This is a genomic window from Shewanella sp. 10N.286.52.B9 (assembly GCF_002873635.1).
Taxonomy (GTDB): Bacteria; Pseudomonadota; Gammaproteobacteria; order Enterobacterales; family Shewanellaceae; genus Shewanella.
In genome coordinates, this window is record NZ_MCTY01000047.1 from 14,907 (window position 1) to 39,857 (window position 24,951).

Annotated in this window: 22 protein-coding genes; 11 read left to right on the top strand and 11 right to left on the bottom strand. The window is 42.2% G+C overall.

Going from position 1 to position 24,951, the window contains the following annotated elements; all coding sequences use genetic code 11:
• Positions 1-7 precede the first annotated feature (7 nt).
• The 3 genes from ppnN (at position 8) to BCU91_RS03850 (ending at position 2,816) form a co-directional block, all read left to right on the top strand.
• Complete coding sequence (ppnN, locus tag BCU91_RS03840) at positions 8-1,369, top strand: nucleotide 5'-monophosphate nucleosidase PpnN (protein ID WP_102530934.1); 1,362 nt, start codon at positions 8-10, stop codon at positions 1,367-1,369.
• A 182-nt stretch (positions 1,370-1,551) separates the two neighbouring features.
• Complete coding sequence (gene xni, locus BCU91_RS03845; protein ID WP_102530935.1) at positions 1,552-2,310, top strand: flap endonuclease Xni; 759 nt, start codon at positions 1,552-1,554, stop codon at positions 2,308-2,310.
• 26 nt (positions 2,311-2,336) lie between these two features.
• On the top strand, positions 2,337-2,816 hold the full coding sequence (locus BCU91_RS03850; protein WP_102439531.1) for a DUF3192 domain-containing protein: 480 nt from the start codon (positions 2,337-2,339) through the stop codon (positions 2,814-2,816).
• Positions 2,817-2,900: 84 nt separating this feature from the next.
• Here the strand turns inward: BCU91_RS03850 and BCU91_RS03855 are convergent, their stop codons facing one another.
• On the bottom strand, positions 2,901-5,663 hold the full coding sequence (locus BCU91_RS03855; protein ID WP_102530936.1) for a prolyl oligopeptidase family serine peptidase: 2,763 nt from the start codon (positions 5,661-5,663) through the stop codon (positions 2,901-2,903).
• Between the two features lie 525 nt (positions 5,664-6,188).
• Between BCU91_RS03855 and BCU91_RS03860 the strand changes: the two genes are divergently transcribed.
• On the top strand, positions 6,189-7,199 hold the full coding sequence (locus tag BCU91_RS03860) for an isocitrate dehydrogenase (RefSeq protein WP_102439529.1): 1,011 nt from the start codon (positions 6,189-6,191) through the stop codon (positions 7,197-7,199).
• Between the two features lie 131 nt (positions 7,200-7,330).
• On the opposite strand, the gene rlmM is transcribed toward BCU91_RS03860, so the two are convergent.
• The 4 genes from rlmM to BCU91_RS03880 form a co-directional block, all read right to left on the bottom strand.
• Complete coding sequence (gene rlmM, locus BCU91_RS03865) at positions 7,331-8,422, bottom strand: 23S rRNA (cytidine(2498)-2'-O)-methyltransferase RlmM (protein WP_102439528.1); 1,092 nt, start codon at positions 8,420-8,422, stop codon at positions 7,331-7,333.
• Between the two features lie 187 nt (positions 8,423-8,609).
• Positions 8,610-8,990 carry a DUF423 domain-containing protein gene (locus BCU91_RS03870; protein ID WP_102439527.1) on the bottom strand — a complete coding sequence of 127 codons (381 nt, stop codon included), beginning with the start codon at positions 8,988-8,990 and terminating at the stop codon, positions 8,610-8,612.
• A gap of 22 nt (positions 8,991-9,012) precedes the next feature.
• Positions 9,013-9,744 carry an alpha/beta family hydrolase gene (locus BCU91_RS03875; RefSeq protein WP_102439549.1) on the bottom strand — a complete coding sequence of 244 codons (732 nt, stop codon included), beginning with the start codon at positions 9,742-9,744 and terminating at the stop codon, positions 9,013-9,015.
• Between the two features lie 76 nt (positions 9,745-9,820).
• Positions 9,821-10,732 carry a transcriptional regulator GcvA gene (locus BCU91_RS03880; protein ID WP_076540323.1) on the bottom strand — a complete coding sequence of 304 codons (912 nt, stop codon included), beginning with the start codon at positions 10,730-10,732 and terminating at the stop codon, positions 9,821-9,823.
• Positions 10,733-10,910: 178 nt separating this feature from the next.
• On the opposite strand from BCU91_RS03880, the gene BCU91_RS03885 reads away from it, so the two are divergent.
• The gene (locus BCU91_RS03885; RefSeq protein ID WP_102519846.1) at positions 10,911-11,147 is read left to right on the top strand and encodes a hypothetical protein; all 237 of its coding nucleotides are present in this window, start codon (positions 10,911-10,913) and stop codon (positions 11,145-11,147) included.
• Positions 11,148-11,308: 161 nt separating this feature from the next.
• On the opposite strand, the gene thiI is transcribed toward BCU91_RS03885, so the two are convergent.
• From thiI to pomA, 3 genes are all read right to left on the bottom strand, one after another.
• Positions 11,309-12,763, bottom strand: coding sequence for a tRNA uracil 4-sulfurtransferase ThiI (gene thiI, locus BCU91_RS03890; RefSeq protein ID WP_102519847.1), 1,455 nt, complete (start codon positions 12,761-12,763; stop codon positions 11,309-11,311).
• A gap of 365 nt (positions 12,764-13,128) precedes the next feature.
• Positions 13,129-14,076 (bottom strand): flagellar motor protein MotB, encoded by a 948-nt coding sequence (locus tag BCU91_RS03895; RefSeq protein ID WP_102439524.1) that lies wholly within the window; start codon positions 14,074-14,076, stop codon positions 13,129-13,131.
• A gap of 3 nt (positions 14,077-14,079) precedes the next feature.
• A complete protein-coding gene (pomA, locus tag BCU91_RS03900; RefSeq protein ID WP_102439523.1) occupies positions 14,080-14,847 on the bottom strand; it encodes a flagellar motor protein PomA in 768 nt (255 codons plus the stop codon).
• 398 nt (positions 14,848-15,245) lie between these two features.
• Between pomA and xseB the strand changes: the two genes are divergently transcribed.
• The 3 genes from xseB to dxs are packed head-to-tail and all read left to right on the top strand — an operon-like array spanning position 15,246 to position 18,263.
• Complete coding sequence (xseB, locus tag BCU91_RS03905) at positions 15,246-15,482, top strand: exodeoxyribonuclease VII small subunit (RefSeq protein ID WP_076540313.1); 237 nt, start codon at positions 15,246-15,248, stop codon at positions 15,480-15,482.
• A gap of 2 nt (positions 15,483-15,484) precedes the next feature.
• The gene (gene ispA, locus BCU91_RS03910; protein WP_102439522.1) at positions 15,485-16,366 is read left to right on the top strand and encodes a (2E,6E)-farnesyl diphosphate synthase; all 882 of its coding nucleotides are present in this window, start codon (positions 15,485-15,487) and stop codon (positions 16,364-16,366) included.
• A 19-nt stretch (positions 16,367-16,385) separates the two neighbouring features.
• Positions 16,386-18,263, top strand: coding sequence for a 1-deoxy-D-xylulose-5-phosphate synthase (gene dxs / locus BCU91_RS03915; protein ID WP_102530943.1), 1,878 nt, complete (start codon positions 16,386-16,388; stop codon positions 18,261-18,263).
• 176 nt (positions 18,264-18,439) lie between these two features.
• Here dxs and grpE read toward each other — a convergent pair whose 3' ends face one another.
• Entirely contained in the window at positions 18,440-19,057 is a 618-nt protein-coding gene (grpE, locus tag BCU91_RS03920) for a nucleotide exchange factor GrpE (protein WP_076540307.1), read from the bottom strand.
• A gap of 98 nt (positions 19,058-19,155) precedes the next feature.
• Between grpE and nadK the strand changes: the two genes are divergently transcribed.
• A complete protein-coding gene (nadK, locus tag BCU91_RS03925; protein WP_102439520.1) occupies positions 19,156-20,034 on the top strand; it encodes an NAD(+) kinase in 879 nt (292 codons plus the stop codon).
• A gap of 114 nt (positions 20,035-20,148) precedes the next feature.
• On the opposite strand, the gene BCU91_RS03930 is transcribed toward nadK, so the two are convergent.
• Together BCU91_RS03930 and BCU91_RS03935 are read right to left on the bottom strand one after the other, a co-directional pair.
• Positions 20,149-21,189, bottom strand: coding sequence for a GTP-binding protein (locus BCU91_RS03930; RefSeq protein WP_102530937.1), 1,041 nt, complete (start codon positions 21,187-21,189; stop codon positions 20,149-20,151).
• Between the two features lie 59 nt (positions 21,190-21,248).
• Positions 21,249-22,574 (bottom strand): DEAD/DEAH box helicase, encoded by a 1,326-nt coding sequence (locus BCU91_RS03935; RefSeq protein ID WP_102439518.1) that lies wholly within the window; start codon positions 22,572-22,574, stop codon positions 21,249-21,251.
• A gap of 282 nt (positions 22,575-22,856) precedes the next feature.
• Here BCU91_RS03935 and BCU91_RS03940 point away from each other — a divergent pair, with 282 nt between their 5' ends.
• Together BCU91_RS03940 and yiaY are read left to right on the top strand one after the other, a co-directional pair.
• Positions 22,857-23,474: a peptidylprolyl isomerase gene (locus tag BCU91_RS03940; RefSeq protein ID WP_102530938.1), complete on the top strand. Its 618-nt coding sequence runs from the start codon at positions 22,857-22,859 to the stop codon at positions 23,472-23,474.
• A 300-nt stretch (positions 23,475-23,774) separates the two neighbouring features.
• Positions 23,775-24,923 (top strand): L-threonine dehydrogenase, encoded by a 1,149-nt coding sequence (gene yiaY / locus BCU91_RS03945; protein WP_102530939.1) that lies wholly within the window; start codon positions 23,775-23,777, stop codon positions 24,921-24,923.
• Positions 24,924-24,951: the final 28 nt, after the last annotated feature.

Below are 24,951 nucleotides of genomic sequence, written 5' to 3' on the forward strand. Positions count from 1 at the left end.
GTTGCATATGATAATAAAGATCAGCCCTAGAGGCAGCTTAGATCAACTTTCGCAAATGGAGGTTGATCGCCTCAAGCAAAGTGCTAAAAATGAGTTATACCAACTACTGCGAAACTGCTCACTGGCAGTGCTTGCCTCCGGTTTAAAAAGTGATAATTCTGACGCTTTATTCAAGCGCTACGCCAATTTTCATATCAATGTGCTGCAACGTGAACGCGGCTTATTACTAGAGCTCATCAACCCGCCAACACAAGCCTTCGTTGATGGTGAAATCATTGCAGGGATCCAAGAACATCTTTTTGCTGTGCTTCGCGATATCGTCTATATCGACAATAAATATGACAATCTAAAGCACATCAATCTCACCAATGCCAGCCACATTACCAATGTGGTATTTGATATCTTGCGTAATGCCAGAGTCATTTCACCGATGATCGATCCTAATGTCATAGTGTGTTGGGGCGGACACAGCATTAACCCCATAGAGTATCAATACACCCGTGAAGTAGGCTATGAGTTGGGGTTAAGAGCGTTAGATATTTGCACCGGTTGTGGTCCAGGCGCAATGGAAGGCCCAATGAAAGGCGCCGCCATTGGTCATGCCAAACAGCGCATTAAAGATGCCCGCTATATTGGCTTAACCGAGCCCAGTATTATTGCTGCAGAGCCCCCGAATCAAATAGTCAATGAGCTGGTGATAATGCCAGATATCGAAAAACGCTTAGAGGCCTTTGTCCGTTTAGGCCATGGTATTGTTATCTTTCCCGGCGGCGCTGGCACCGCTGAAGAGCTGCTTTATATTTTGGGTATTTTGCTTAATCCCGCCAATGCCCAGCTGCCCTTTCCACTGATTTTAACCGGCCCTAAACAAAGTGCGGACTACTTCACTGAAATAGATGACTTTATCGGCGCTACCCTTGGTCAGCAGGCCCGAGATAAATACCAAATCATTATTGATGATCCTGTAAAGGTAGCGCAGCTGATGAAACAAGGCATGAGCGATGTAAAAGCCATGCGTAAACAACTTGGTGATGCTTACCAATACCAGTGGGCGCTGAAAATAGAACCTGAATTTCAACTGCCTTTTGAGCCAAATCACGAGGTCATGAAAAACCAGCACCTGTTTTTTCATCCGAACAAAGCTGAGTTAGCGGCCAGTTTACGGCGGGCGTTTTCAGGCATTGTTGCCGGTAATGTCAAAAGTGAGACCATTAAACTTATTGAAGACTTAGGTCCATTTGAGATAAGTGGTGATGAGCGGCTGATGACCATGATGGATAAACTGCTTGCTGCGTTCGTAACGCAACAAAGAATGAAACTGCCAGGCAGCGAATATACTCCTTGCTATCGCATCAATAATAAAAAATAGCACATGTTATATTGCTTTACTTTGCCGTCTACATCTTGCTTTTTAATCAAGTAGCGCTTAAATAGCCATTGATTCCACTGTTAAAAACAAGCCGTAAGGTTTAAGCTCAAGGACGGTTAATTTATAATTAAATCATACAGTGGCTCAATGTGAGCGACCTTACTGCAAACGAAAAGAAAACCATGAATAAATTACTCATTATCGATGGCCTTAATCTTGTTAGGCGTATTCATGCGGTATTGCCAGATGAAACGGATATCGTCAGTGTTAAAGAGCGCACACTGTCAGCATGTAAAAAATTACTTAAACATCACCAACCAACTCATGCCATTATGGTGTGGGACGGTGATGAAGAATCGTGGCGTAAACAGCTCTACCCTGATTATAAAAAAGGCCGTAAGCCTATGTCTGTCGCTTTAAAGGCTGGCCTTGAAGATATCAAAACCGCTCTGGCCATTGAACATGTTCAATCCCATGATGCCATTTCAGAGGCCGATGATGTGATTGCCACCTTGGCCACTAAAATTGCTGAAAATAACGGTCAGGCCATCATAGTGTCAACCGACAAAGGGTTTGGGCAACTGATGCATAGCAATATTGTTATTTGGGATCATTTCAAGCAGCAATATTTTGATATAAAAGCCTTAGAGAAAAAGCTCGCCGTGCAGCAAAATCAAATTTTAGACTTTATCGCGCTTGCGGGAGACGCGGGGAATAAAGTTCCTGGTATTACCGGTATTGGGCCAAAATCAGCAGCGGATTTATTAAACAAGTTTAGAAGCTTGGCAAACTTATACCAGTCACTGGATAATCTTGGTGCGAAACAAGCGCTAAAATTATCAGAGGGCAAAGAGATGGCAAGAATCAGTTATAAATTGGCGCAACTGCAATGCCATATGCCGCTAAACATTAACCTCAAGCAGTTTAGAGTAGTTAGCTAACCATTAATGAAGCAAGGAATCGCCTGATGAAATCTAAAGTGTCATATTTAATCGCAACCATCTTTATTGCATATGTCACTTTTGTTATTTTCGTTATATTTGTCTACGAGACTCGGCCAGAAGATCGCAGCTGGCAAGAACGCCAAGAGTTTAACCATAAAATGCTTAGCGAAATTATAATTGGCCAAACTATTGATAGCATTAGGCAACTAATGGGCCGAGCCGATTTTTCAGAGGCCAAAGCATCATCTGATGGCAGCTTTCAAATTATGTTTTACCGCACTCACCATGTCACCTCCGACGGTCAAACCACTAAAGATGAATGCACGCCGCTGTTATTTAAAGATGGTGAGCTGATTGCTTGGGGGCAAGAAACCTATGAGCAATTTCTGCAAATACCGATTATCGCTATCGCACCTCAAACTGAAACCGATCTTAACGCGATACAAACCAGTCCAATTCCCGCAGAGCAAGGCATAGAAACAGCAATAACTTCAGAACAGTAACCGCTCAGCTGAACCCATAAAAAATGCCACTGTATATCGCTATCAGTGGCATTTTTAGTTCAATATTAGATTGAATTGTAATCGTTAATCTTGGTTATATTCTCGATACGCCTCACCTTCTTTTAACCACTTAGGCGCTGCAACGCCTTTTAAATAATGGTCAAAATACTGCTTCATTCGAATGGTGTAATCTAGTTTATTAGGGTACTTTTTCAAATGATGTGGTTCATCTTCATATTGTAAAAACACCACATCTTTACCGGTTCTGCGCATGGCAAGATATAGCTCCACGCCTTGCTCCCACGGCACCGCATCATCTTTATCACCAAACATAATCATCATTGGAGTTTGAATGCGTTCAGCATAAAACACCGGTGAGTTTTCAATGTACTTTTGCGGCGACTTAAACAAACTTTCAGCAATTCGGCTTTGACCTGTTTCATACTGAAATTGACGAGCAAGGCCAGAGCCATGACGAATGCCGCTATAAGCACTAGTCATGTTCGACACGGGCGCACCGGTAACCGCTGCTTTAAAGATATTGGTTTGGGTCACAGCGAAAGCGGTTTGATAACCGCCCCATGAATGGCCTTGAATACCAATGGCATCTGGGTCGGCAACGCCCATATCAATGATTTTTTGAACGCCAGCAGTTAATGCCTTTACTGACGAGATCCCCGGGTAACCTACTTCAAAACGAATGTCAGGTAAGAAAATGGCATAGCCATTATCTGCATACCAAGCAAAGTTTGGTCGATGATTAATTGCCATATGCGGGAATGAATGCAAACGATCGCTCATAAAGCGATAGAAATACACCATAACCGGATACTGTTTACCGGCTTGATAATTCGTGGGCTTAATCAGTACGCCATCAGCTGGGCGGCCATCACCATCACGCCAACGCACCAATTCTGCAGCGCCCCAATTAAAATCATCTCGCTGACTATCTAAGTCAGTTTGTTGGCTGGCTTCATTAGGCGTATTCACACTTGAGGTGTATAAATCAGGGTAAAGATCATAACGCTGCTTAGAAAACACCATAGTGTCGCTATTTTTACTGCGGGCAAGTACCGTCAATTTTGCCTCGGTTTCAAGTTGCAACGAAACCCCAGGGACGCCAACAGTGGCGCGATAAAAACTGTCAGCTTTGGTGTGTTCATTATAACCGTGCAATAGCAGCGCTTGCTGCTGCTCAATGACAGCAGGCGTATCTGACGTTGCATATAACCCGGCCAATCTAAACTGCTGACGGTTTTTACGCCCTTCACCCGCAGAGAGCATAAAGCCGTCAAACGATGAGCTGCTAAATTGCCACACATCATATTTGTCATAGCCAATAATGCCAGAACCATCTGCCAACCAAGGTCCCAAGCCGTAACTTGGCGCATTACCTGGATAATCATGGTCTTCATTAGCAAAGCTAATCGCAATATCTTTGGTTAAGCTGTGTTTTCTGGCATTAGCAATATCATATAAAAACAACCCACCTTGTTGATAATACGCTACAAAACGCCCATTAGGAGACAAGCTTGGCATTTCACCTGAGGCATGTTGAGTTAAGATTTGCAGCTTACGGCCAGTATTTAAATCCACTAAATAGACATCTTGATAAAAGCCTGCCCAGGTGATCATTTTTTGATAAGGCACATCTGAGGTAGCTAATAAATAACGCTTTTGCTCACCATAGTGCACATCGGGTACGGCTTTATCTGCCAGTTGCACTATACGGTTAGCATTAACGTGCATCACAGCAAGATAAGTGCGCTTTAACTCTTTGGCATATTGTTTTACTTCATGAGGTTTTATTTTTGGGTCGTCACCATGCCACACTTTTAAATCACGAAGTCCGGTAACAATTTGTTGGTCAAATAAATCGGCTTCAGACTCTATTGATGCCAGTGTCAGGGCTTTATCTACTTGCGGTACGCGGCCAATAAATAGCCTTAAGCTATCTTCAGAAAAGAAAATTTTTGAATGCTGATTCAAAGTCCAGTCATCATCTGTTGGCACCTGTTTGAGCTTAAGAGACTCTAGAGCCAAAAGCTTCAGTTGATACTCTCGCTCATCACGCTCTACACTTGCATCCCCTTGGGTAAAGCCAAGCCAGTTGCCATCATCAGATAAACTCAGCTCTGCCACTTGATAACCGTCTGACTTATAAACTTGCGTTAGAGTATTAGTGATTAAATCGACCTTTTTAATCACATGCTGCTTGGCAGCAATATCATTAATGGCAACCACAAATTGGTTACCTGAGCGGTCAAAGTTAAATTGAGTAACATGGTCAAACTCCTGAAAAGTATTGGTGGCGAGTTGAATGAGCTTAAAACCACTGCCTTTATCTGCGCCATTAATGCTCGTTTCTTCAGCGTCCTCTTTGCCATCTTCTTTAGTGTCATCAATATCAAACCAAACCGCTAAATAATCACCTTTGGTACTAAACTCAGCTTGTTTAACCCGCTTAAACTGTTGCTGGTTACCTGTTTTGGTATTCAGTAAGCTAAGCCCTGCACTAAGCTCAGACTTTTTGAGGGTTTCTTTTTCTAATAAGCTCGGCGCAATAGTGGCAATCACATAATCACCATTTGCGCTGACTTTAACATCAGAGCCACCATCAATTTGATACTGCTTTTGTGTAGCCACTTGATTGACTAAAGCGCGGCTATTACCGCGATCTGGCATAGCCTCAACCGCTAACACTGTGCCATTTTCAGAGATAACGGGAGTCTGTAAGGTCTCAAAGCGCATAATATCATCGAGCAATAACGGCTTAATGTTGTCAGCTGATATGGCTGACATTGACACTGCTAACAGAGTCAATGGGATAAGGTTACGTAACTTCAAATCTTCCTCGTTATTGTTGTTATGGAATGAAATACAGTTCAGCTAAATTCATTAACTGAAAACATAATTGAAATTTAATAAAGCATTGTTGAAAATATCACCGCAATTTAATTAATGACCTTTCAGACTAAACTGTGCCAAGTTATTTTTGCAGCCCCTTAGATTGTTAGTAGGCCCAAAGCTAGTAGACTGTAGTTAGTAGACCAAAGTCGTCTATTTAAAATCTGTCACCTGCTTATGCTATGCACGCGAAACAACTTTACAACCAACCTTTTATTAACAACTAAAGCTGATTTATGACGCGAAATAAGCCTTTCAATTACATGGTTGTGAATATCTTAAAGCAATCACCTGAGGATTAGCTTAATTATTTAAAAAAATATGTGATTAAACTCACTAAAAACTGTAAAAAAAAATCTAAATTCGTTAAAATGCGCCGCAACAAAACCGTGAGTAAGTAGTCTTGTTAAGGTGTTGTAAACAATAACAAGAAAATGCAGTAACCACTAAGTGGAAGGACTATCCATGCCAAAACGTACTATAACCGTAATCCCAGGTGATGGGATTGGACCAAGCATTATCGATTCGGCTTTAAAAATTCTCGACAAGGCTGGTTGCGACTTTGAATATGAGTTTGCAGACGCCGGTTTAGCCGCATTAGAAAAGCAAGGTGAATTAGTACCTCAGCGTACCTTAGACCTTATCGAAAAAAACCGTATTACCCTTAAAGGGCCATTAACCACACCTGTCGGTGAAGGTTTTACCTCTATCAATGTAAGCCTACGTAAAAAATTCAGCTTATATGCTAACGTGCGCCCTGTACTTTCTTTTAAAGGTACTCAAGCACGTTATGACAACATTGATATCATCACAGTACGTGAAAACACTGAAGGTATGTATTCAGGCTTAGGCCAAAAAGTATCTGACGATGGCGCTACTGCTGAAGCGACCAGTATCATTACTCGTCAAGGTGCAGAGCAAATTACCACTTTTGCTTATGAGCTAGCACGTAAAGAAAACCGTAAAAAAGTGACTATCGTTCATAAAGCCAACATCATGAAGTCAACTTCAGGTTTATTCTTGAAAGTGGCGCGTGAAGTGAGCCAGCGTTACCCAGATATCGAAACAGAAGAAATGATTGTGGATGCAACGTGTATGAAGTTGGTCATGAATCCAGAAAACTTTGATGTATTGGTAACAACTAACTTATTCGGTGACATTCTATCTGACTTATGTGCAGGTCTTGTTGGCGGCTTAGGTATGGCGCCTGGCGCAAACATCGGTAAAGATGCGGCAATTTTCGAAGCGGTTCATGGTAGCGCACCTGATATTGCAGGCAAAAATCTTGCAAATCCTACATCCGTGATTCTAGCCTCTATACAAATGCTGGAGTATTTAGGCATGGCTGACAAAGCGGAAATGATCCGCTCTGCAGTATCTGCTGTGATTGAAGAAGGCGACCGCACAACCCGCGATCTTGGTGGTACTCATGGTACAACTGACTTCACTCAAGCTGTTGTTGATCGTTTAGGATAAGCTTTATTACCCTTTTAGCTGAGTTATTGCAGCGCTAATAACTCTAGTTTTAATTAAAGGATAATAAAAAAGCCCTTAGTGATATTCACTAAGGGCTTTTTAATGCTTGTTTAAATTTCCAGCTAAATAGCTTAGTTAAACGCCCAAGCAGTATTAGGTTTAACCCATAAGTGAACTGTCACTTCATCACGATCATGATAAAGGTGCTTACACTGTAATTTAAAATCTGTGATGTCGTTTTCTTTTAAAATTTCAGCCATAGTATCTAAAATCTGTCTGACTTCTTTATAACGACTTTTCATTGGTAATTTAAGGTTAAAAATGGCTTCTTTAAACCAGCCATTAATCGCCCAAGCTTCAACGAGCTCAGCAACACGTGACGGTTTTTCTACCATGTCACACACTAACCAATAAATGTTTTTTCTTGGTGGTTCGAAACGAAAACCATCGGCGCGATAATGTTTAACCTGTCCAGTGTCCATTAACTTCTGATCCATAGGACCATTATCAACTGCGGCGACAAACATGCCACGACGTACTAGCTGATAAGTCCAGCCACCAGGACAAGCGCCTAAATCCACAGAATGAAGCCCTGAGCGGCAGCGGTCTTCTTGCTCTTCCTTTGTCAAGAATTGCCCAAAAGCCTCATCTAATTTCAAGCTTGAACGACTCGGAGCATCGGCAGCCATTTTAAGACGGGGAATGCCCATAAAATAAGGTGAGCTATTGTTTGATAATGAATAGCCGACATAAGCCGTACCCGGCGCTACAAAGCACACATGAATGATAGGTCTGCGGTCATTTTCTTGAGCTAATAATGCGCCAGACTTTTTCAGGCCTTGGCGTAAAGGCACAGTAAATTTGCGGCAAAAACCTGACAGTTCTTTAGCTTCATTGGTATCTGGAGTTTCAACTCGTAATTCTCCCGCTTTTGACACTTCACTTAAAGCAGCCACAATCGGTGATACTCTGTCTTTTTCAGGCAAATCTTTTATCAACTCACCAGCAGCAAACATTTGTCTTGCAAACACTAATGAATTTAACTCAATTTGCTTTGCCAGTTGCTCACCGCCGTTTTCTTCAAAACATTGGTAAATCACATAAGCATCATTGGTATTGGTTTTAACAAAGCCACCAATATTTAATTCAGCTGCACGCTGTTGAATTTCTGCAGCACAATCTTTCTCATAGCCTGCGCGGCAAAATATAAAGAGGTTTTTCATGATAAGCCTTAAGCTTCTATAACCATAACTGCTTCACAGTATGGTCGAAGGACAAAATAATGGGGGCATTATACTCAAAAATTATGCCGCTGTGTTAAATAGAAAAGGCAAACCGATAAAAGCAACAAAGCAGCAGATTTGATAAACAAGCTGCTGCTTTGAAATATTTGCCAAAGGTGACGCTAAGTTATTTCTGCTTAGTATGTTTTGCTATCCCAATGGCAAACAATGTCCAGCCAATCAGCATACAACCGCCGCCCATAGGGGTAATTGGCCCAATCCATTTGGCGCCAGTAAAGGCATATAAATACAATGAACCTGAAAATAATAAAATACCCACGAAGAATAAATAACCTGCCCAATCCAGCAGTTTTGAACTTATCCAGTGACCACTTAACGCTACGGCAATAATGGCAAAGGTGTGATAAAAGTGATAATCGACACCGAGTTTAAAAATCGCAACCAACTCAGGCGGGGCAATACTTTTTAACCCATGGGCACCAAAAGCCCCTAAAGCAACCGCTAAAAAACCACTGATTGCCGCTAACAGTAATAAACCTTGTCTCATTGATATCTCGCTTTATAGAAAATTAATCCACAATATCAGTAATAAACTGATCACATATGGTTAAGCAGTGCTTCAGATTAGCCTCTAATGTGGTTCCTGACGACTTACGTGGCTTAAAACTATGATCGCCATCGGTTATCCAGCTGACTTTGACTTGTTTATTTATATCCCACTGGGGTATTTCGCTTATACCGCCAAATTTATCCCGCTCACCTTGCACCACCATTAATGGTTTTATGCCATTATTTAACGGCTCAAGTCTCGGCTCTCCGCCTTTTAATGGAACAAAGGGATAACCTAAGCAAATGCAGCCTTTAATTAAGGCGTTAACTGAAGCAGAGATCTCAACCTGCTCATCATTAATGATAAGTTCGTCATCGGTTAACAATGTCGCCGCCATTCTGCCACCCATTGATTTCCCCATTAACACAATGTTTTCGACCACAAGATCATTGTCTTCAATGGTTTGTTCAATGGAATTAAGTAGCCTAGTAAAATGCATTAACAGTTTAGGCGCTCTATCTGGCGGCCTTCTTTTGCCATCTTGCATATTGGCTTGCATATATAAGAAGTTAAAGCGCAATACTTGATAACCTTTAGCAACCAAGCCATTGGCGATATCGACCATAAACTCATGGTGCATATTAGCCCCAGCGCCATGGGCCAATACCACTAATGTTTTACTGGGGTCGCCCTGTAAGATTGATTCAATTTCTAAACTATCGTTTGTTACAGCTGGGCCTAGGGGGGTCATATCATTAGTTTCTTCGATTGTTAGTGACAACAGCATTAATTACTACGCTATGTGGTTAAGCTTGGGTAAGTTAGCCCTAGCCTGACAGTAATTCACTGCGAGACTCTTCAGCAAACATATCTACCATCCACTCTCTAAAGGCAGCGACTTTACCTAATTCAGAATGATTTTGCTGACACACTAAGTAATAAGCATCTTTGCTGACTAGCACCTCTGAGAACGGACACACCAAGCGGCCTGCTTTTATATCCGGCCTTGCGAGTACACTGTAACCCAGCGCAATACCTTGGCCATGAGCGGCAGCTTGCAGTACTAACGATGAATGACTAAAGATGGGGCCAGAATTAACATTAATTTCACTAATTCCACATTGCCTAAACCATGCCTGCCAATCATGACGGCTAGAATCGTGCAGTAAGGTATGATTTTTTAAGTCGCTGGGTTTCTCTAATGGTTTAGGTCCATTAAGTAACAGCGGTGAACACACCGGAATGAGCACTTCATTACGCAATTTATCCGCTCTTAAGCCAGGCCAATTACCTTGGCCATAATAGATGGCCACATCTACATCATCAGTCAATGAGCCCGTTTCGCTGTCAACAGCTTTAATGCGTACATCAATATCGGGATTTTGCTCACTAAACTTAGCCAAACGCGGCACAAGCCATTGAATTGCAAAACTTGGTGACATACTTACCGTTAACGAACCAATGGCGCTTCGGGCTAATAATCGGTCGGTTGATTCACCTAATTGGATAAAAATATCTTTAATATCGAGGAAATAACTTTGACCTTCTTCGGTCAATAAAAGCGAACGATTTTTGCGGCGAAACAGCTTTAGGCCTAGAAAATCTTCTAATGCTTTAATTTGATGACTAACAGCAGCCTGAGTAACAAACAACTCTTCAGCGGCACGGGTAAAGCTCAAGTGCCTTGCTGCTGCTTCAAATGCTTTTACCGCGTTCAAAGGTGGCAATCTTCGCGACATAGTGATCCATCTCTCGTTTTTTAATTAGTTTTTCTAATGAATAGCGTTACATTTTGTCGTTTGTAAAGAACACTGTATTCGGTTAAATTATGACCATCAGATTTATGGTGAGTTGGACAACTTCTACGCAGTGTAAGGGTGTGTCCGCCAGTGTTAAGTCAGCCCGGAGGCGACCTTTATGTTCAATTTAAAATCATTAGCTACAGTAGCTTTACTTTCTTGTTTTGCTTTTACAGCTAGCGCAAATGAAGAAGGCATTGATATCAGCGACCTTCAAGCTTCAATAAACGCAGAGCTTCAACAAAGCATGACAGAAATGCAAAGTAATGTTCAGGTTGATGTTAACAGCACTTTAGTTGCAGACAAAGAAGTTCAACAGCCAATCACTACCGCTGAAACGCGCACTGCTGATTAATTTACTGTAAAAACAGTAACAAAAAAACCGCATTGACCATTTAAATGGTAATGCGGTTTTTTTATGGGCTAAAATGACTGTCGCAGTTTCAATATGAAATACACATCACAGCCTGCAAAGCTTAAGTAGGAGCATCGACTAGCGATACTCCTTTTACGCCATTAAGGACGGTATACTTTAACGTTGCTGTGACCTTGCTCAGTCAGGTATAACGCTTGTAATTTACTCATTACGCCGCGATCACAGTAGAGTAAATAGGTTTTACTTTTATCTAAATCAGCAAATTGCGTTGCTAATTTAAAGAAAGGAATTTTTAAGAGTTCAGTGCCATCAATGCTTAGTGGGTTTTGCTCTTCTTCATCTTGTGCTCTGATATCAATCACAACACTGCCAGCTTCAATTGCATCAACGGTTTCAGTTTCACTTACTGTGGTTTCAACTTTTTCAGCAATTTGCTTAATATCGATAACCACGGCATCTTCTACAATACGGTCAATTAAGTCTTCACTGAATTTAAGCTCTTCTGCTTCAATTTTTGCCAGTACAGCCTTAACGGTTGGCTTTTGCGAAATCACACCACAATATTCAGGAATCGCTTTAGCGAAATCTTCAGTACCAATTTGGCGACTTTCATTGATAATGTCTTGCTTATCCATGGTGATTAATGGACGTAAAATCAATAAATCCGTACAGCGGTCAATTACGTTTAAGTTGGTCAGAGTTTGGCTTGAAACTTGACCTAAACTCTCACCTGTAACCAAAGCTTGGATGTTGTACTTTTCAGCCATTTTAGTGGCGGCGCGCATCATCATACGCTTAAGAATAACGCCCATTTGACCGTTATCAATTTTTTCTAGAATCTCAGCAACCACTGGCTCAAATGGTACAGTCATAAAGCGCACTTTGTGTGACTCGCCATATTTCTGCCACAAATGATAAGCCACTTGCTTAACACCAATCTCATGCTGCGCGCCACCTAAGTTAAAGAAACAATAGTGAGTGCGGGCACCTTTTTTGATGAATTGATAGCTTGATACACCTGAATCAAATCCACCTGAGATAAGCGATAATACATCTTCTTGGGTCGCCATTGGGAAACCACCTAAACCGGGAATACGGCGCACAACCATATACAGTTTTTCATGGTCAATTTCTAAATTAACCGTCATATCTGGATTTTTTAATTTCACACCCACAGCATCTGTGTGCTGGTTTAAACCGCCACCAACGTAACGCTCAACTTCAATTGAATTAAAGTCATGCTTTCCAGTACGTTTAACGCGAACACAGAAGGTTTTACCTGCCAATTGCTCTTTATAAACTGGCAGTACTTGCTGGTAGATATCATCCATTGACTCAAAACTGTATTCATCAACTTGAACAACATGAGCAATACCAGGAATACATTCTAAACGCTCAGCAATGGCGTTAATGCGCGTTTGTTCATCGCTGTTGACGTGGATCATAATGCGATCCCATTGACGTTGTACTTTTACTTCGTCATCAACTTTTTTAAGTACATTTCGAATGTTGGTCTCAAGAATTTTAGTAAAACGCATACGAACAGTTTTACTTTTCATCATGATTTCTGGGTATAGCTTTACAATAAACTTCATTGGATTTCCGCGGCAACTGATTTGGATGTTCACTTTTACGACTACGGATTGCGTTGATATTCAGCGCAAAATCAACTCATAAAAGTCAAAAATAATAATGGCTGGAAATTAACCAGCCAACAAAGGCGGGATTATAGCAAAAACTGTCTATATACCAAACACAATAAATTTTATTACACACAATCTTTGAGCTTAGGTGCTAAGGCTGTCATTAAATCTAAATAAAATTAGCAGTCTAAGCAATACTGCAACACAGCGTCAGTGAAACGGCGTTGCGATTACTGGCTATACAGCGCTATTTAAAGCCGATAAAAAGCCGCTTAAGGACTAAGCGGCTAATCTCATCTTATATAAAGAGCGCGTTTCTATGGCTGCTGTGATTGTGGCGCGAGTACTTCTATCTCAGCAGACTCTTTCGCCTTGCCTTGTTCAATAGCAATTTCAACTCGGCGATTACGGCTACGGTTTTTATCAGAGTCGTTAGCCACTAATGGCGCATTAGATGCCATACCCACCACCCGCATTCTGCTGTCATCAAAGCCTGTCACTTTGGCCAGTTCATGGGCTACTGAGACTGCGCGTTTACTGGATAAGTCCCAATTAGAACTGTAAAGCTCATTGCTAATGTGCATGCCATCGGTATGACCTGATACTGTAATAATGCCGGGAACATCTTTTAATAAGTCACCAATTGAGCGAATAACAGGTTTAAATCTTGGCTGTAAAAAGCCTGAACCCGATGCAAAAGAGCCTTTTTCGCGGATCCGGATAATAATCTGTTGCCCTAACGATTCAATTTCGATGGCGCCATCAACAATTTCCTCATTGAGTTTTTCGGCCATTTTTTTCACTTGGTCGTTAATATTTTCTTGCTCAGACTTCGCTTGGGCTTGCTGAGCCTGTGCTTGTTGCTGGGCCGTCGCTTGAGCATTACCGCCGCGATTATCCCCTTGCTGTTTTTGCACGCCGCCCGCACTGGCATCGTCGCCTGCTTGATACTCAATGGTTTGCTCTGTCATCTCATTGGTTTGCTGATTGATAATTTCAATAGGGGTAGGGTCCGGTTTTCCCGGCCGAAACTCTAACGCAATCACCGAGGTGCCTTTAGGAATATCTTTAACTTCAACTTTATTTTGCACCCCGAAGGCATACTTCATCGAACCGGCAATTTGCTTAAACTTCATCACGTCCATTTCAGAGAACGCCAGCAGCAAAACAAAAAAGCACATCAATAACGACATAAGATCAGCAAAGGTGGCTAGCCATAACGGCGCGCCGGGTGGTGGACAATCACACTTGGCTTTTTTAGCCATGAGCTACTCTCCGTCCGTGGTATCGATTTGACGTTGTTTTTCACCTAGATAATTTTTCAGGAAACCTTCGATAACACGTGGGTTCTGACCATCTTGAATCGCCAAGACCGCATCCATAATCAAATTGCGGTTAAGTAACTCTTCACTCATACGTAATTGCAATTTATCAGCAATCGGGAGCGCCACCATATTGGCGATAATCGCGCCATAAAGCGTGGTTAATAATGCCACCGCCATTGCCGGGCCAATTGATTTAGGGTCATCCATATTCGATAGCATGGCCACTAAACCAATCAAGGTACCAATCATGCCCATGGCTGGGGCCACATCACCTAAGGATTTAAAAATGCCAATGCCGGTTTTATGCCTTTCCTCGGTCAGGGCAATATCTTTTTCTAAGGCTTCACGCACCACATCACCATCATGGCCATCCACTAACATGTCGACCGCTTTTTGCATAAAACTGTTACCGATCTGCGCTTCTTCTAATGCTAAAAAGCCCCCTTTACGGGCTGCATCAGCCATATTCACTGATTGGTCAATTAACTCCTCAGGCTTATCAATTTTAAACATGAAAGCTTTAGCGCCAATTTTTACCGCGCCTAAAAATTGCTTAAGATTATATTTCATCATCACAACGAAAAGAGAACCAATAAGCACAATCATCACCGATGGCGCATCAATAAAAATCGAAATCCCACCACTGTTCACCATAGAACCAATAATAAAAGCGAAGGCGCCTATTAAACCTATTAGGGTTGCTAAATCCACAATTTCTCCTTGAGCGCAGTCTTAATAATGCTGCCTTACTTCTATGAATACCAATGTAACACTCTGAGCTATTGGGACAAATGTTCAAACGAACAAAAAAAACTCATACAGTGACACTTTCATCGATTAATTGGCTGGTTTATCAAAAAAGCATCAAAAAATGCTATTACGACTACCATTATTACTACCATGGATTTCAAACTTCGCTTAAAGCGACCGCTTGACACTGGTATTCATTATCTATATCGGTCAAACTTAGCCCAAGTTTAGGAATATTTTATGAATTATATAAATATTCAGTCACAAAGCGTGCTATTGAGCAAATAAACAACGACTGAATTTGACCCTTAGCGCGGCCTGATATACCTTGTCCCCGCATAATAGAAGGAATAAGAATTGTGGCAAAAAAACCTGAGAATCTAAGTTTTGAAGAATCCTTATCGGAGCTTGAAAACATTGTTGCAGATCTTGAGCAAGGTGAAGTCACTTTAGATAATGCCCTTAAACAATTTGAGCGCGGCATTAAGCTAGTGCGCCAGAGCCAATCTAAGCTAGAACAGGCTCAACAAAAAGTTTCCATCTTATTAAATGAAGACGATACCAACCTCAGCCCATTTACCGTTGAAGGCGAATAAGTGTGTTAGCCCAGTCAATTGAACAATACCAACAACGCGTGAACCAAGTTTTAGCAACTAAACTTGCCCAGCTTGATGACGCTGCCCCTATATTAAAAGCCGCAATGACCCACGGCGCCTTATTGGGCGGCAAACGCATTCGACCTTTTATGGTTTATAGCATTGGTGAAATGTTAGGTGCTGATTTAAAGCAGCTTGATAACGCCGCAGCCGCTATCGAATGTATTCATGCCTACTCATTAATCCATGATGATTTACCTGCCATGGACGATGATGCCCTGCGCCGCGGCCAGCCAACGGTGCATATTGCTTTTGATGAAGCCAGCGCTATCCTTGCAGGCGATGCCCTGCAAACCTTAGCCTTTGAACTTATTTGCGAGCCTAATGAGAGCATTAGCGCCTCTCAGCAACTTGCTATGGTAACCGCTTTAGCTAAAGCATCGGGTTATAGTGGTATGTGCGGCGGACAAGCTATTGATCTAGGCGCCACCAATAAGCGTATAGACCTTGAGCAGCTAACCCTGTTACATAATAAAAAAACCGGTGCCTTAATTAGCTGCGCTGCAGAACTTGCCTTAATCGCGGCATCAGCATCAAGCCTAGACCAACAAATTATCAGAGACTTTGCCGCCAATATTGGCTTAGCCTTTCAAGTACAAGATGACATTTTAGACATCATTGCCAGCACTGAAGAATTAGGTAAACCCCAAGGCAGTGATCAAGAGTCCAATAAAAGCACTTTTCCTAAATTATTAGGGCTTAAGGGTGCAAATGAATGCGCCGAGCAACTAATTAACGATGCACTATCAGCGCTGGCAAAATTGACCTACAATAGCCAGTTAATTGCAGACTTCGCCCGCTATATCATTGCGCGAAGAATATAAAGAGACAGTTTACCGCCATATGAGTTTCGATAATTCTCAATTTCCGGTATTAGCTCAAGCTAATACCCCTGACGATTTGAAAAAGCTGCCGCAAGGCATGCTGCCACAGTTATCCGATGAATTAAGACAGTTTTTGCTTAAATCAGTCAGTAACTCAAGTGGCCATTTTGCTTCAGGCCTTGGTACTGTTGAATTAACAGTAGCACTTCATTATGTCTATAATACGCCTTTTGACCGCGTAGTATGGGATGTAGGCCACCAAGCTTACCCCCATAAAATTCTCACTGGTCGTCGTGACAGAATGCATACCATTCGTCAAAAGAACGGTTTACACCCTTTCCCATGGCGTGAAGAAAGTGAGTACGACACCTTTAGTGTCGGGCATTCTGGTACCTCTGTTAGTGCAGCATTAGCCATGGCTGTGGCTGCAGAAAAAGAGCAGAAAAATCGTAAAGTCGTGGCCGTTATCGGTGATGGTGCGATGACCGGCGGTATGGTGTTTGAGGCCATGAACCATGCAGGCGATCTGCACAATGACATGTTAGTGGTGTTAAATGACAATGAAATGTCTATCTCAGAAAATGTCGGCGCACTGAATAACCATTTAGCCCAACTAATGTCAGGCCGCTTCTACACCACCATTCGTGAAAGCAGCAAAAAAGTGCTCAAAGGTATGCCTGTCATTAAAGAAATGGCAAAGCGTACTGAAGAACACCTTAAAGGTATGGTCGTACCTGGAACCTTATTTGAAGAACTAGGTTTTAACTATATTGGCCCGATTGATGGTCATGATGTTGATTCATTAGTTGAAACCCTGCGTAATATGCGCGATTTAAAGGGCCCGCAAATCCTGCATATCATGACTAAAAAAGGTCGTGGATATGAGCCTGCTGAAAAAGATCCTATCGGTTGGCATGCAGTGCCTAAATTCGACCACACTCAATTTAGAAAGCCGAAAACAAAACCAAGTTCACCGACATTTTCGCAAATTTTCGGTAAGTGGTTATGTGATGTTGCTGAAAAAGATGACAAGTTACTCGCCATTACACCAGCCATGCGTGAAGGCTCGGGCATGGTTGAGTTTTCACAGCGTTTTCCAAACCAGTATTTTGATGCCGCGATTGCTGAGCAACACGCGGTCACCTTAGGTGCTGGTTTTGCGTGTGAAGGCTACTCAGCTGTTGTCGCTATCTATTCAACTTTCTTGCAGCGTGGTTACGATCAGTTAATTCACGATGTAGCTCTACAGCGCTTACCTGTGTTATTTGCTATCGATCGCGGTGGTATTGTTGGCGCTGATGGCCCAACTCACCAAGGTGCTTTTGATTTAAGCTTCCTGCGTTGTGTTCCCAATATGGTCGTTATGGCACCATCTGATGAAGATGAATGTCGCCAAATGCTCTATACCGGTTATCGCTATAAAGATGGCCCAACGGCGGTTCGCTACCCTCGTGGTTGTGCGACAGGTATTGAACCAACTGAAGAAATGACTCCTATTGCGATTGGTAAAGGCTTGGTTAAACGTCAAAGCCAACAGCAGACGCAACGTGTAGCCATTGTTAACTTTGGTACTACTCTTGCTGCAGCGCTTGAAGCCGCTGAGACGCTCGATGCCACCGTTGCCGATATGCGCTTTGTTAAGCCATTAGATTTAACCCTGCTCGCTGAGCTTGCTCATAGTCATGACGTGATTGTCACCGTTGAAGAAAATGCCATTATGGGCGGTGCGGGTAGCGGCGTCATTGAAGCGCTGCATCAAATGAAAATCTTAAAGCCTGTGCTGCAAATTGGCTTACCTGATGAATTTATCAAGCATGGTGGACCGGATGAAATCATCCAAGAGCTTAAATTAGATGGTGCGGGTGTTTTAGCCCAAATCCAAGACTATTTAAGTTAACCGCCTCAGGGAGTTAAGCCAATTTGATTGGCGCTACTAAAAATCACAAAAAAGGACTGCATTGGCAGTCCTTTTTATTAACTCTTTATTACTAACGCTTGATTACTAACTATTGCTTTGCCAATGCTTTGCTTATTGATTGGCAAACCAAGAAGTCAGTTTTCAATTGTTATGCATTACGCTTGTGTATCAACACTTGCGCCACCTTGAGACACCATAACCATCGCAGGGCGAAGTACACGGTCTTTTAAGATGTAACCTTTTTGCATAACTAGCATCACGGTATCTTTAGGGTATTCTGCACTTGGCTGCATACCGATAGCTTGATGATGATTTGGATTAAATGCTTCACCTAATGGATTAACAAGCACTACGCCATTTTTCTCAACTGCTGCCATTAACCCTTTCATGGTCAATTCAACACCTTCAGCAATCGCTTTAGTTGCTTCATCTTCAGCATCAACACCAGCAAGTGCACGTTCCATATTATCTAATACAGGCAAAAGCTCATTCACGAACTTTTCTAATGCGAAGGCACGGGCTTTTTCTACATCTTTTGCTGCACGGGCGCGGATGTTTGCCGTTTCAGCAGCGGCGCGAATTTCAACATCTTTACGCTCAGCTAAGGCTGCTTGAGTTTCAGCAAGTTGTTGCTCTAATGCTTCAATTTTAAGGTTAGCTTGAGTTAACGCATCAACTTCGGTGGCCTCTTCTGCTGCGACTTCAGTTTCCGTTTCATTGACGACTTCTGCATCAATGATCTCTTGATCTACTTTGTTTGACTCGTTGCTCATTTTCACTCCAGCTAAAAATGCTTTGTTTCTGATTACTATGGGCATATTATGGGGATCATTTTCTTCGTTTCAAGCCTTTGTGCAAATCAAATACTAATATGACTAAAAAGTTTCAAACAATCGGCCTCATTGGCAAGCCACATCATCAAGGTACCAATCGCACTTTAAAGCGTTTGCATCATTGGCTTTCCATGCAAGGCTTCGACATATTAGCCGAAGAGCGAGTGGCTTCTGAGTTAAAAGTTGAAGTGGAATCTGTTGATTTAACTGAATTAGGTGAGCGCTGCGATCTCGCTATTGTCGTCGGTGGTGACGGTAATATGCTCGGCGCCGCGCGGGTATTGTCTCGCTTTGACATTGGGGTTATTGGGGTTAACCGTGGCAACCTTGGTTTTTTAACGGATTTACCACCCGATAACTTTGAAGAATCACTTTCTAAGGTACTTGAAGGCGAATACGATACAGAGAACCGCTTTTTGCTAGAGGCTGAAGTGCATCGTCATGGGATTTTAAAAGCCAGTAACTCTGCGGTTAACGAAGCGGTATTGCATCCGGGTAAAGTGGCGCACATGATCCAGTTTGAGGTCTATATTGATGAGCAATTCATGTATAGCCAACGCGCCGATGGCATGATTGTATCAACCCCAACGGGCTCAACAGCTTATGCCTTGTCTGCTGGCGGCTCAATTTTAACCCCTAACCTGCAAGCATTAATTTTAGTGCCTATGTTCCCTCATACACTATCGTCTCGCCCTATTGTGGTGGATGCATGTAGCACCATAAAATTAGTGGTATCACCGGATAACGGCGAGAACTTAGAAGTCAGCTGTGATGGTCACGTTGATTTAGCTGTGTTGCCTGGGGATGAAATTTTTATTCGCCGTAGCAATAATCATTTAAGAATGATCCACCCTAAAGGCCACAATTACTTTGATGTTTTGCGCGCTAAATTGGGCTGGGGCAGCAAACTGTTTTAAGGGCTAATGTTAGCTGCAGTGGTTGAAAATAACTGATGCTTTAGTAACTGTTGTTACTTTAGTAGCAGTTGTTTTAGGAAAAAATTTAACAACAACCACTGTGATCTAGCCCGTCTAAGCCATGTCACTCAAGCAATTGAGGATTTGCTCTGTTAATAATGCCTCTGATAACGGGTTTAAGCTAATTATCTCTAATCTTGAGTCCATGGCTTCATCAAGCTCGTTAATCGACAGCCTGCCATCGACAGCATTAAAAGCGCCAATGCCTTCTTCTGTGATCATTACCGCTTTTATGCGTAGCACCTCATTAAGTAAGCCGTCACACCAGGCAACTAACTTATCAAAGTCAAAACAATGCTCGGCGCTAAAAATCCAGCCAATACTATGCGCTCCTTGCGCTTGATTTAACTTGGTTATAAAACCTTGGCCATTGAACTCATCATCAACCACAGCAGCATTTGAGTCAAACAGTGATTGGCTAGGCTTGGTCACTGACTTGGCTAAATAAGATGCTTGAGTGCTTGAACTGCTGAGACTAATGGCTCGCGGCTTTATCAACGCCCAATAAACATGATTAAGCACATCAGCTGTGTTAGAGGCAATACACAGTTTTTTATCATTAGCTAAGTAAGCTGACAAAGAGGCAAAATCATCTTGCTGATATAAATCGGCCTTGCTGGCGTAAATCACTTCTGCAATGTCTATTTGCTGATTAAAGTTACTATTTTCAGTGTAGCGAGTGTCTTTGAGCTTGCGCGCATCAACCACACATAAGGTTTGATTTAACTGCAATACTTGCTGATTAAACTCATTGGTCAGTACCTTGAGTATTTCAGCAGGATGGCCAAGTCCAGTTGGTTCAATTAACAATCTATCTGGCTTAGCTTTTTGAATAATTTGATTAATCGCCACTTGCATCGGTACGCCTGCAGCGCAACATAAGCAGCCACCAGCAACTTCTTTTATGACCACTTGTTCGGATGAATTGCAGCCAGTTATCAGGCTCGCATCAATACCCACTTCGCCAAACTCATTAACTAGCACAGCCCAAATTTCACCCTTGGGTTTGATTGCCAGTAACGACACAATTAAGCTGGTTTTACCTGCCCCTAAAAAGCCGGTAATGAGGTTAGTATTAATGCGTTTACGGATCACCTGATAAATTCCACTAAATAACTAAATTAAACCCATGTAAATAATAAGCATTGTGATTATTATTTTTTAGCGTACTTGCCTTGTCTAGTCGGCTTAGCGTTCCCATCAGCACGACTACCTTTACCAGCAGGGCCACTTTTAGCTGCGCCGCCGCGATTTCGGTTGCCACCTTGGCGTTTATGTTTAAACAGCTTTTTAGGTTTTTCAGCATCGACTTCTCTATATCGAGCCGGTAATGGCGCGCCAAGTTCATAACCGGGTAACACTACCACAGGTATTGAGGTGCTAATGAGTGCTTCAATGTCTTCTAACAGCTCCATTTCATTTTGTGCGACCAATGAAATGGCCTGACCGGTTAAGCCTGCGCGGCCCGTACGGCCAATACGGTGAACATAATCTTCAGGCTCTGGGGGTAATTCAAAATTAATCACTAATGGTAAAGCTTCAATATCTAGACCCCTTGCGGCGAGATCGGTCGCTATCATGACGCGCAGCTTACCCGTCTTAAACTCTTCTAAAGCACGGTTGCGAGCGCCTTGAGTTTTGTCACCATGAAATACGGCAGCTTTAATACCATCTAACTTAAACTCTTTAAGTAAGTGCTCAGCCGTTTCTTTTAGGCTGGTAAATACCATCACCTGTTGCCAGTTATTACGGCCAATCAGCTCTGACAGTAACTCTGCTTTACGGCGTTTATCTACTTGATATACCGATTGGGTTACCGTTTCAGCAGGTTTTTGATTCGATATATGCACATACTCGGCATTTTTGAGCATTTTTGCCGCTAAGCTTTTGACATCATTAGAATAGGTCGCTGAAAACATCATGGTTTGATGTTGACGATTGATCATCCGCTTCACTTTTTCGATATCTTTAACAAAACCTAAGTCCAACATGCGATCGGCTTCATCGATAACTAAATGGGTCACAAAGGATAAATCAAGGTCATGCTGACCAATAATATCGAATAATCGCCCAGGAGTTGCTACCAAAATGTCGACACCTTTAGCGAGGGCTTTTCGTTGCGGGTTGATATTCGAACCGCCATAAACCGCGAGGCTCTCAAAGGGTAAAAACTGGGCATAGTTAACCAGATTTTGTTCGATTTGAATCGCCAGCTCGCGAGTTGGGGTCATGATCAGCACCCGTAAACGTTGCCAAGCTGTTTTGCTCTCTTGTTCGGCTATTTCAAGCTCAAGACGAGTTAATAAAGGTAAAGCAAATGCAGCAGTTTTACCGGTACCAGTTTGTGCGCTGGCTAATATATCCTTACCTTCAATAGCTAATGGGATCACAATTTGTTGTACGGGGGTCATATCGCTATAACCACATGTGTTAACCGCATCCAAAATCGGTTGTGACAAGCCTAATGAATCAAAAGTCATATTGTTCTCTGAAAACTACTGTTAAAGGCGCTATTGTAGCGACTTAGGTTAATATTAGCGAAATAAAAACCACAGCTAAATAAAGGCACTTAGGCTTAATGCAATGCATTAACCTGTAAAATCAGCCAAGTACATATAAGTTAGCTCTGTTTTATAACACGCTAAGATATGTTATTTCGGCCTTTAGGTAACACTTTGTATCTTATGGTTTTATTTATTGATTTAATTGGCACATTTTAGCAACACAGGCCTCACAATAATAAAACAACTAATAGGCCTGTGATGAAACTGCTATACCCGTTATTATTTGCATTAACCCTTAGCGCTTGTGGTGGCTCAGACTCTGACTCTCAAGTTCCAGAAACTCCTGAGACTACACCACCTGTCGAACCTACTGAGCTAGTTGCCGATATTTGCTATGTTATGTCGACAACAATGGGCGACATCAGCTTAGCCATCGATACCACTAATACACCCATTACTGGAGCGAATTTTAAACGCTATGTCGATGAGCAGTTTTATGATGGCACACTATTTCACCGCGTTGTCTATCAATCTGTTTCACAAGGCGGTGGCTTTACCACAGGATTAGTGAGCAAGCCTGGCTTTGAAGCTATCACATTAGAAGACAATGTTGGCCTAACTAACGCACGTGGCACCATAGCGATGGCGCGCACCACAGTGGCAGATTCAGCCACATCACAGTTTTATATCAACGCCCTCGATAATCCTCAATTAGATTATTCCAGTGGCCAACGTGGTTATGCGGTTTTTGGTCAAGTGTATGACGGTATGGCTGAAGTGGTCGATCAAATTAACATGGTATCGATTAATAGTAATAGCGTACCTGTAACAGATATCGTCATCAACAGCGTTGAAGAAACCAGCTGCCCACAATGATAACCTAGCAAAAAAATTTGTATGTGACTAATGTATAGCGCTTTATTATTAACGCCCGCAACAATTATCGTTGCGGGCTTTTTATTGGTTTACAGCGCAAATAAAACCAAAAGTACAATCAAGATTACACTTCACTAGCAAAATCAGAGCTAGCTCCGCTAATTACGATTAAAACCACAGAAACAACATGAACAAGTTTAAATGTATGAAATAAGTCACAAATTATAGTCAATATGATTGGTAATTTAATGACATTAAAGAATTCTGTATTAATTATTTTAATCATTAAAGAGGTTTCCCATGGCGACTAAATTTTTCATTCCTAGCGTAAATATTCTCGGTCAAGACAGTGTTAATGAAGCAATCAATGACATCAAAACACTGGGCTTTAAGCGCGCACTTATTGTTACTGATGCACCGTTAGTAAAAATTGGTTTAGTTAATAAAGTAGCGGCTAAGCTTATGGACAATGGCATTGCAGTATTTATCTTTGATGGCGTACAACCTAACCCAACCATGGGAAATGTTGAAGCAGGCTTAGCAATGCTTAATGCCAACGAGTGTGATTTTGTTATTTCGTTAGGTGGCGGCTCGCCACATGATTGCGCTAAAGGTATCGCTTTAGTGGCGACCAATGGTGGTAGCATCAAAGACTACGAAGGCTTAGATGTTTCAACAAGACCACAAATGCCGCTAGTCGCAATTAACACTACGGCTGGCACAGCCAGTGAGATGACCCGTTTCTGTATTATTACTGATGAGTCACGTCATATTAAAATGGCGATTGTCGATAAAAACACCACCCCTATTTTGTCAGTAAATGACCCTGAACTCATGGTTGAAAAACCTGCGGCGTTAACAGCCGCAACCGGTATGGATGCATTAACTCATGCGGTGGAAGCGTATGTATCAACAGCTGCGAACCCAATTACCGATGCTTGTGCAATTAAAGCCATCGAGCTGATTAAAGCTAACTTGGTTAATGCGGTTGAACAAGGTGATGATATCAATGCTCGTGAGCAAATGGCTTACGCGCAATTCTTAGCGGGAATGGCATTTAATAATGCTAGCTTAGGTTATGTTCATGCGATGGCCCATCAACTTGGCGGCTTTTATGATTTACCACACGGTGTGTGTAATGCACTATTACTGCCGCATGTACAAGCTTACAATGCGCAAGTGGTGCCAGGTAAATTAAAAGACATTGCTAAAGCAATGGGTGTAGATGTGGCGCAATTAGATGATACTCAAGGCGCAGCGGCTGCAATCGAAGCCATTAAAACCTTGTCTGTTGCAGTCAATATCCCAGCAAATTTAACTGAACTTGGAGTTAACCCAGAAGACATCCCTACATTGGCTGATAATGCGTTAAAAGATGCCTGTGGCCTCACTAACCCAAAACAAGCGACCCATGGTGAGATTTGTGAAATATTCACTAACGCACTATAGGTTACAACCGTAAGTTTCATATATTCGC

Excerpts from the sequence above, each read along its gene's own strand:
- xni (WP_102530935.1), top strand. The coding sequence starts at position 1,552 with ATGAATAAATTACTCATTATCGATGGCCTTAATCTTGTTAGGCGTATT.
- thiI (WP_102519847.1), bottom strand. The coding sequence starts at position 12,763 with ATGAAGTTTATTGTAAAGCTATACCCAGAAATCATGATGAAAAGTAAA.
- BCU91_RS03935 (WP_102439518.1), bottom strand. The coding sequence starts at position 22,574 with ATGACTTTTGATTCATTAGGCTTGTCACAACCGATTTTGGATGCGGTT.
- rlmM (WP_102439528.1), bottom strand. The coding sequence starts at position 8,422 with ATGAAAAACCTCTTTATATTTTGCCGCGCAGGCTATGAGAAAGATTGT.
- BCU91_RS03850 (WP_102439531.1), top strand. The coding sequence starts at position 2,337 with ATGAAATCTAAAGTGTCATATTTAATCGCAACCATCTTTATTGCATAT.
- BCU91_RS03895 (WP_102439524.1), bottom strand. The coding sequence starts at position 14,076 with ATGGCTAAAAAAGCCAAGTGTGATTGTCCACCACCCGGCGCGCCGTTA.
- BCU91_RS03860 (WP_102439529.1), top strand. The coding sequence starts at position 6,189 with ATGCCAAAACGTACTATAACCGTAATCCCAGGTGATGGGATTGGACCA.
- nadK (WP_102439520.1), top strand. The coding sequence starts at position 19,156 with ATGACTAAAAAGTTTCAAACAATCGGCCTCATTGGCAAGCCACATCAT.
- grpE (WP_076540307.1), bottom strand. The coding sequence starts at position 19,057 with ATGAGCAACGAGTCAAACAAAGTAGATCAAGAGATCATTGATGCAGAA.
- BCU91_RS03940 (WP_102530938.1), top strand. The coding sequence starts at position 22,857 with ATGAAACTGCTATACCCGTTATTATTTGCATTAACCCTTAGCGCTTGT.
- ppnN (WP_102530934.1), top strand. The coding sequence starts at position 8 with ATGATAATAAAGATCAGCCCTAGAGGCAGCTTAGATCAACTTTCGCAA.
- BCU91_RS03870 (WP_102439527.1), bottom strand. The coding sequence starts at position 8,990 with ATGAGACAAGGTTTATTACTGTTAGCGGCAATCAGTGGTTTTTTAGCG.
- yiaY (WP_102530939.1), top strand. The coding sequence starts at position 23,775 with ATGGCGACTAAATTTTTCATTCCTAGCGTAAATATTCTCGGTCAAGAC.
- BCU91_RS03880 (WP_076540323.1), bottom strand. The coding sequence starts at position 10,732 with ATGTCGCGAAGATTGCCACCTTTGAACGCGGTAAAAGCATTTGAAGCA.
- BCU91_RS03885 (WP_102519846.1), top strand. The coding sequence starts at position 10,911 with ATGTTCAATTTAAAATCATTAGCTACAGTAGCTTTACTTTCTTGTTTT.
- dxs (WP_102530943.1), top strand. The coding sequence starts at position 16,386 with ATGAGTTTCGATAATTCTCAATTTCCGGTATTAGCTCAAGCTAATACC.
- BCU91_RS03875 (WP_102439549.1), bottom strand. The coding sequence starts at position 9,744 with ATGACCCCCCTAGGCCCAGCTGTAACAAACGATAGTTTAGAAATTGAA.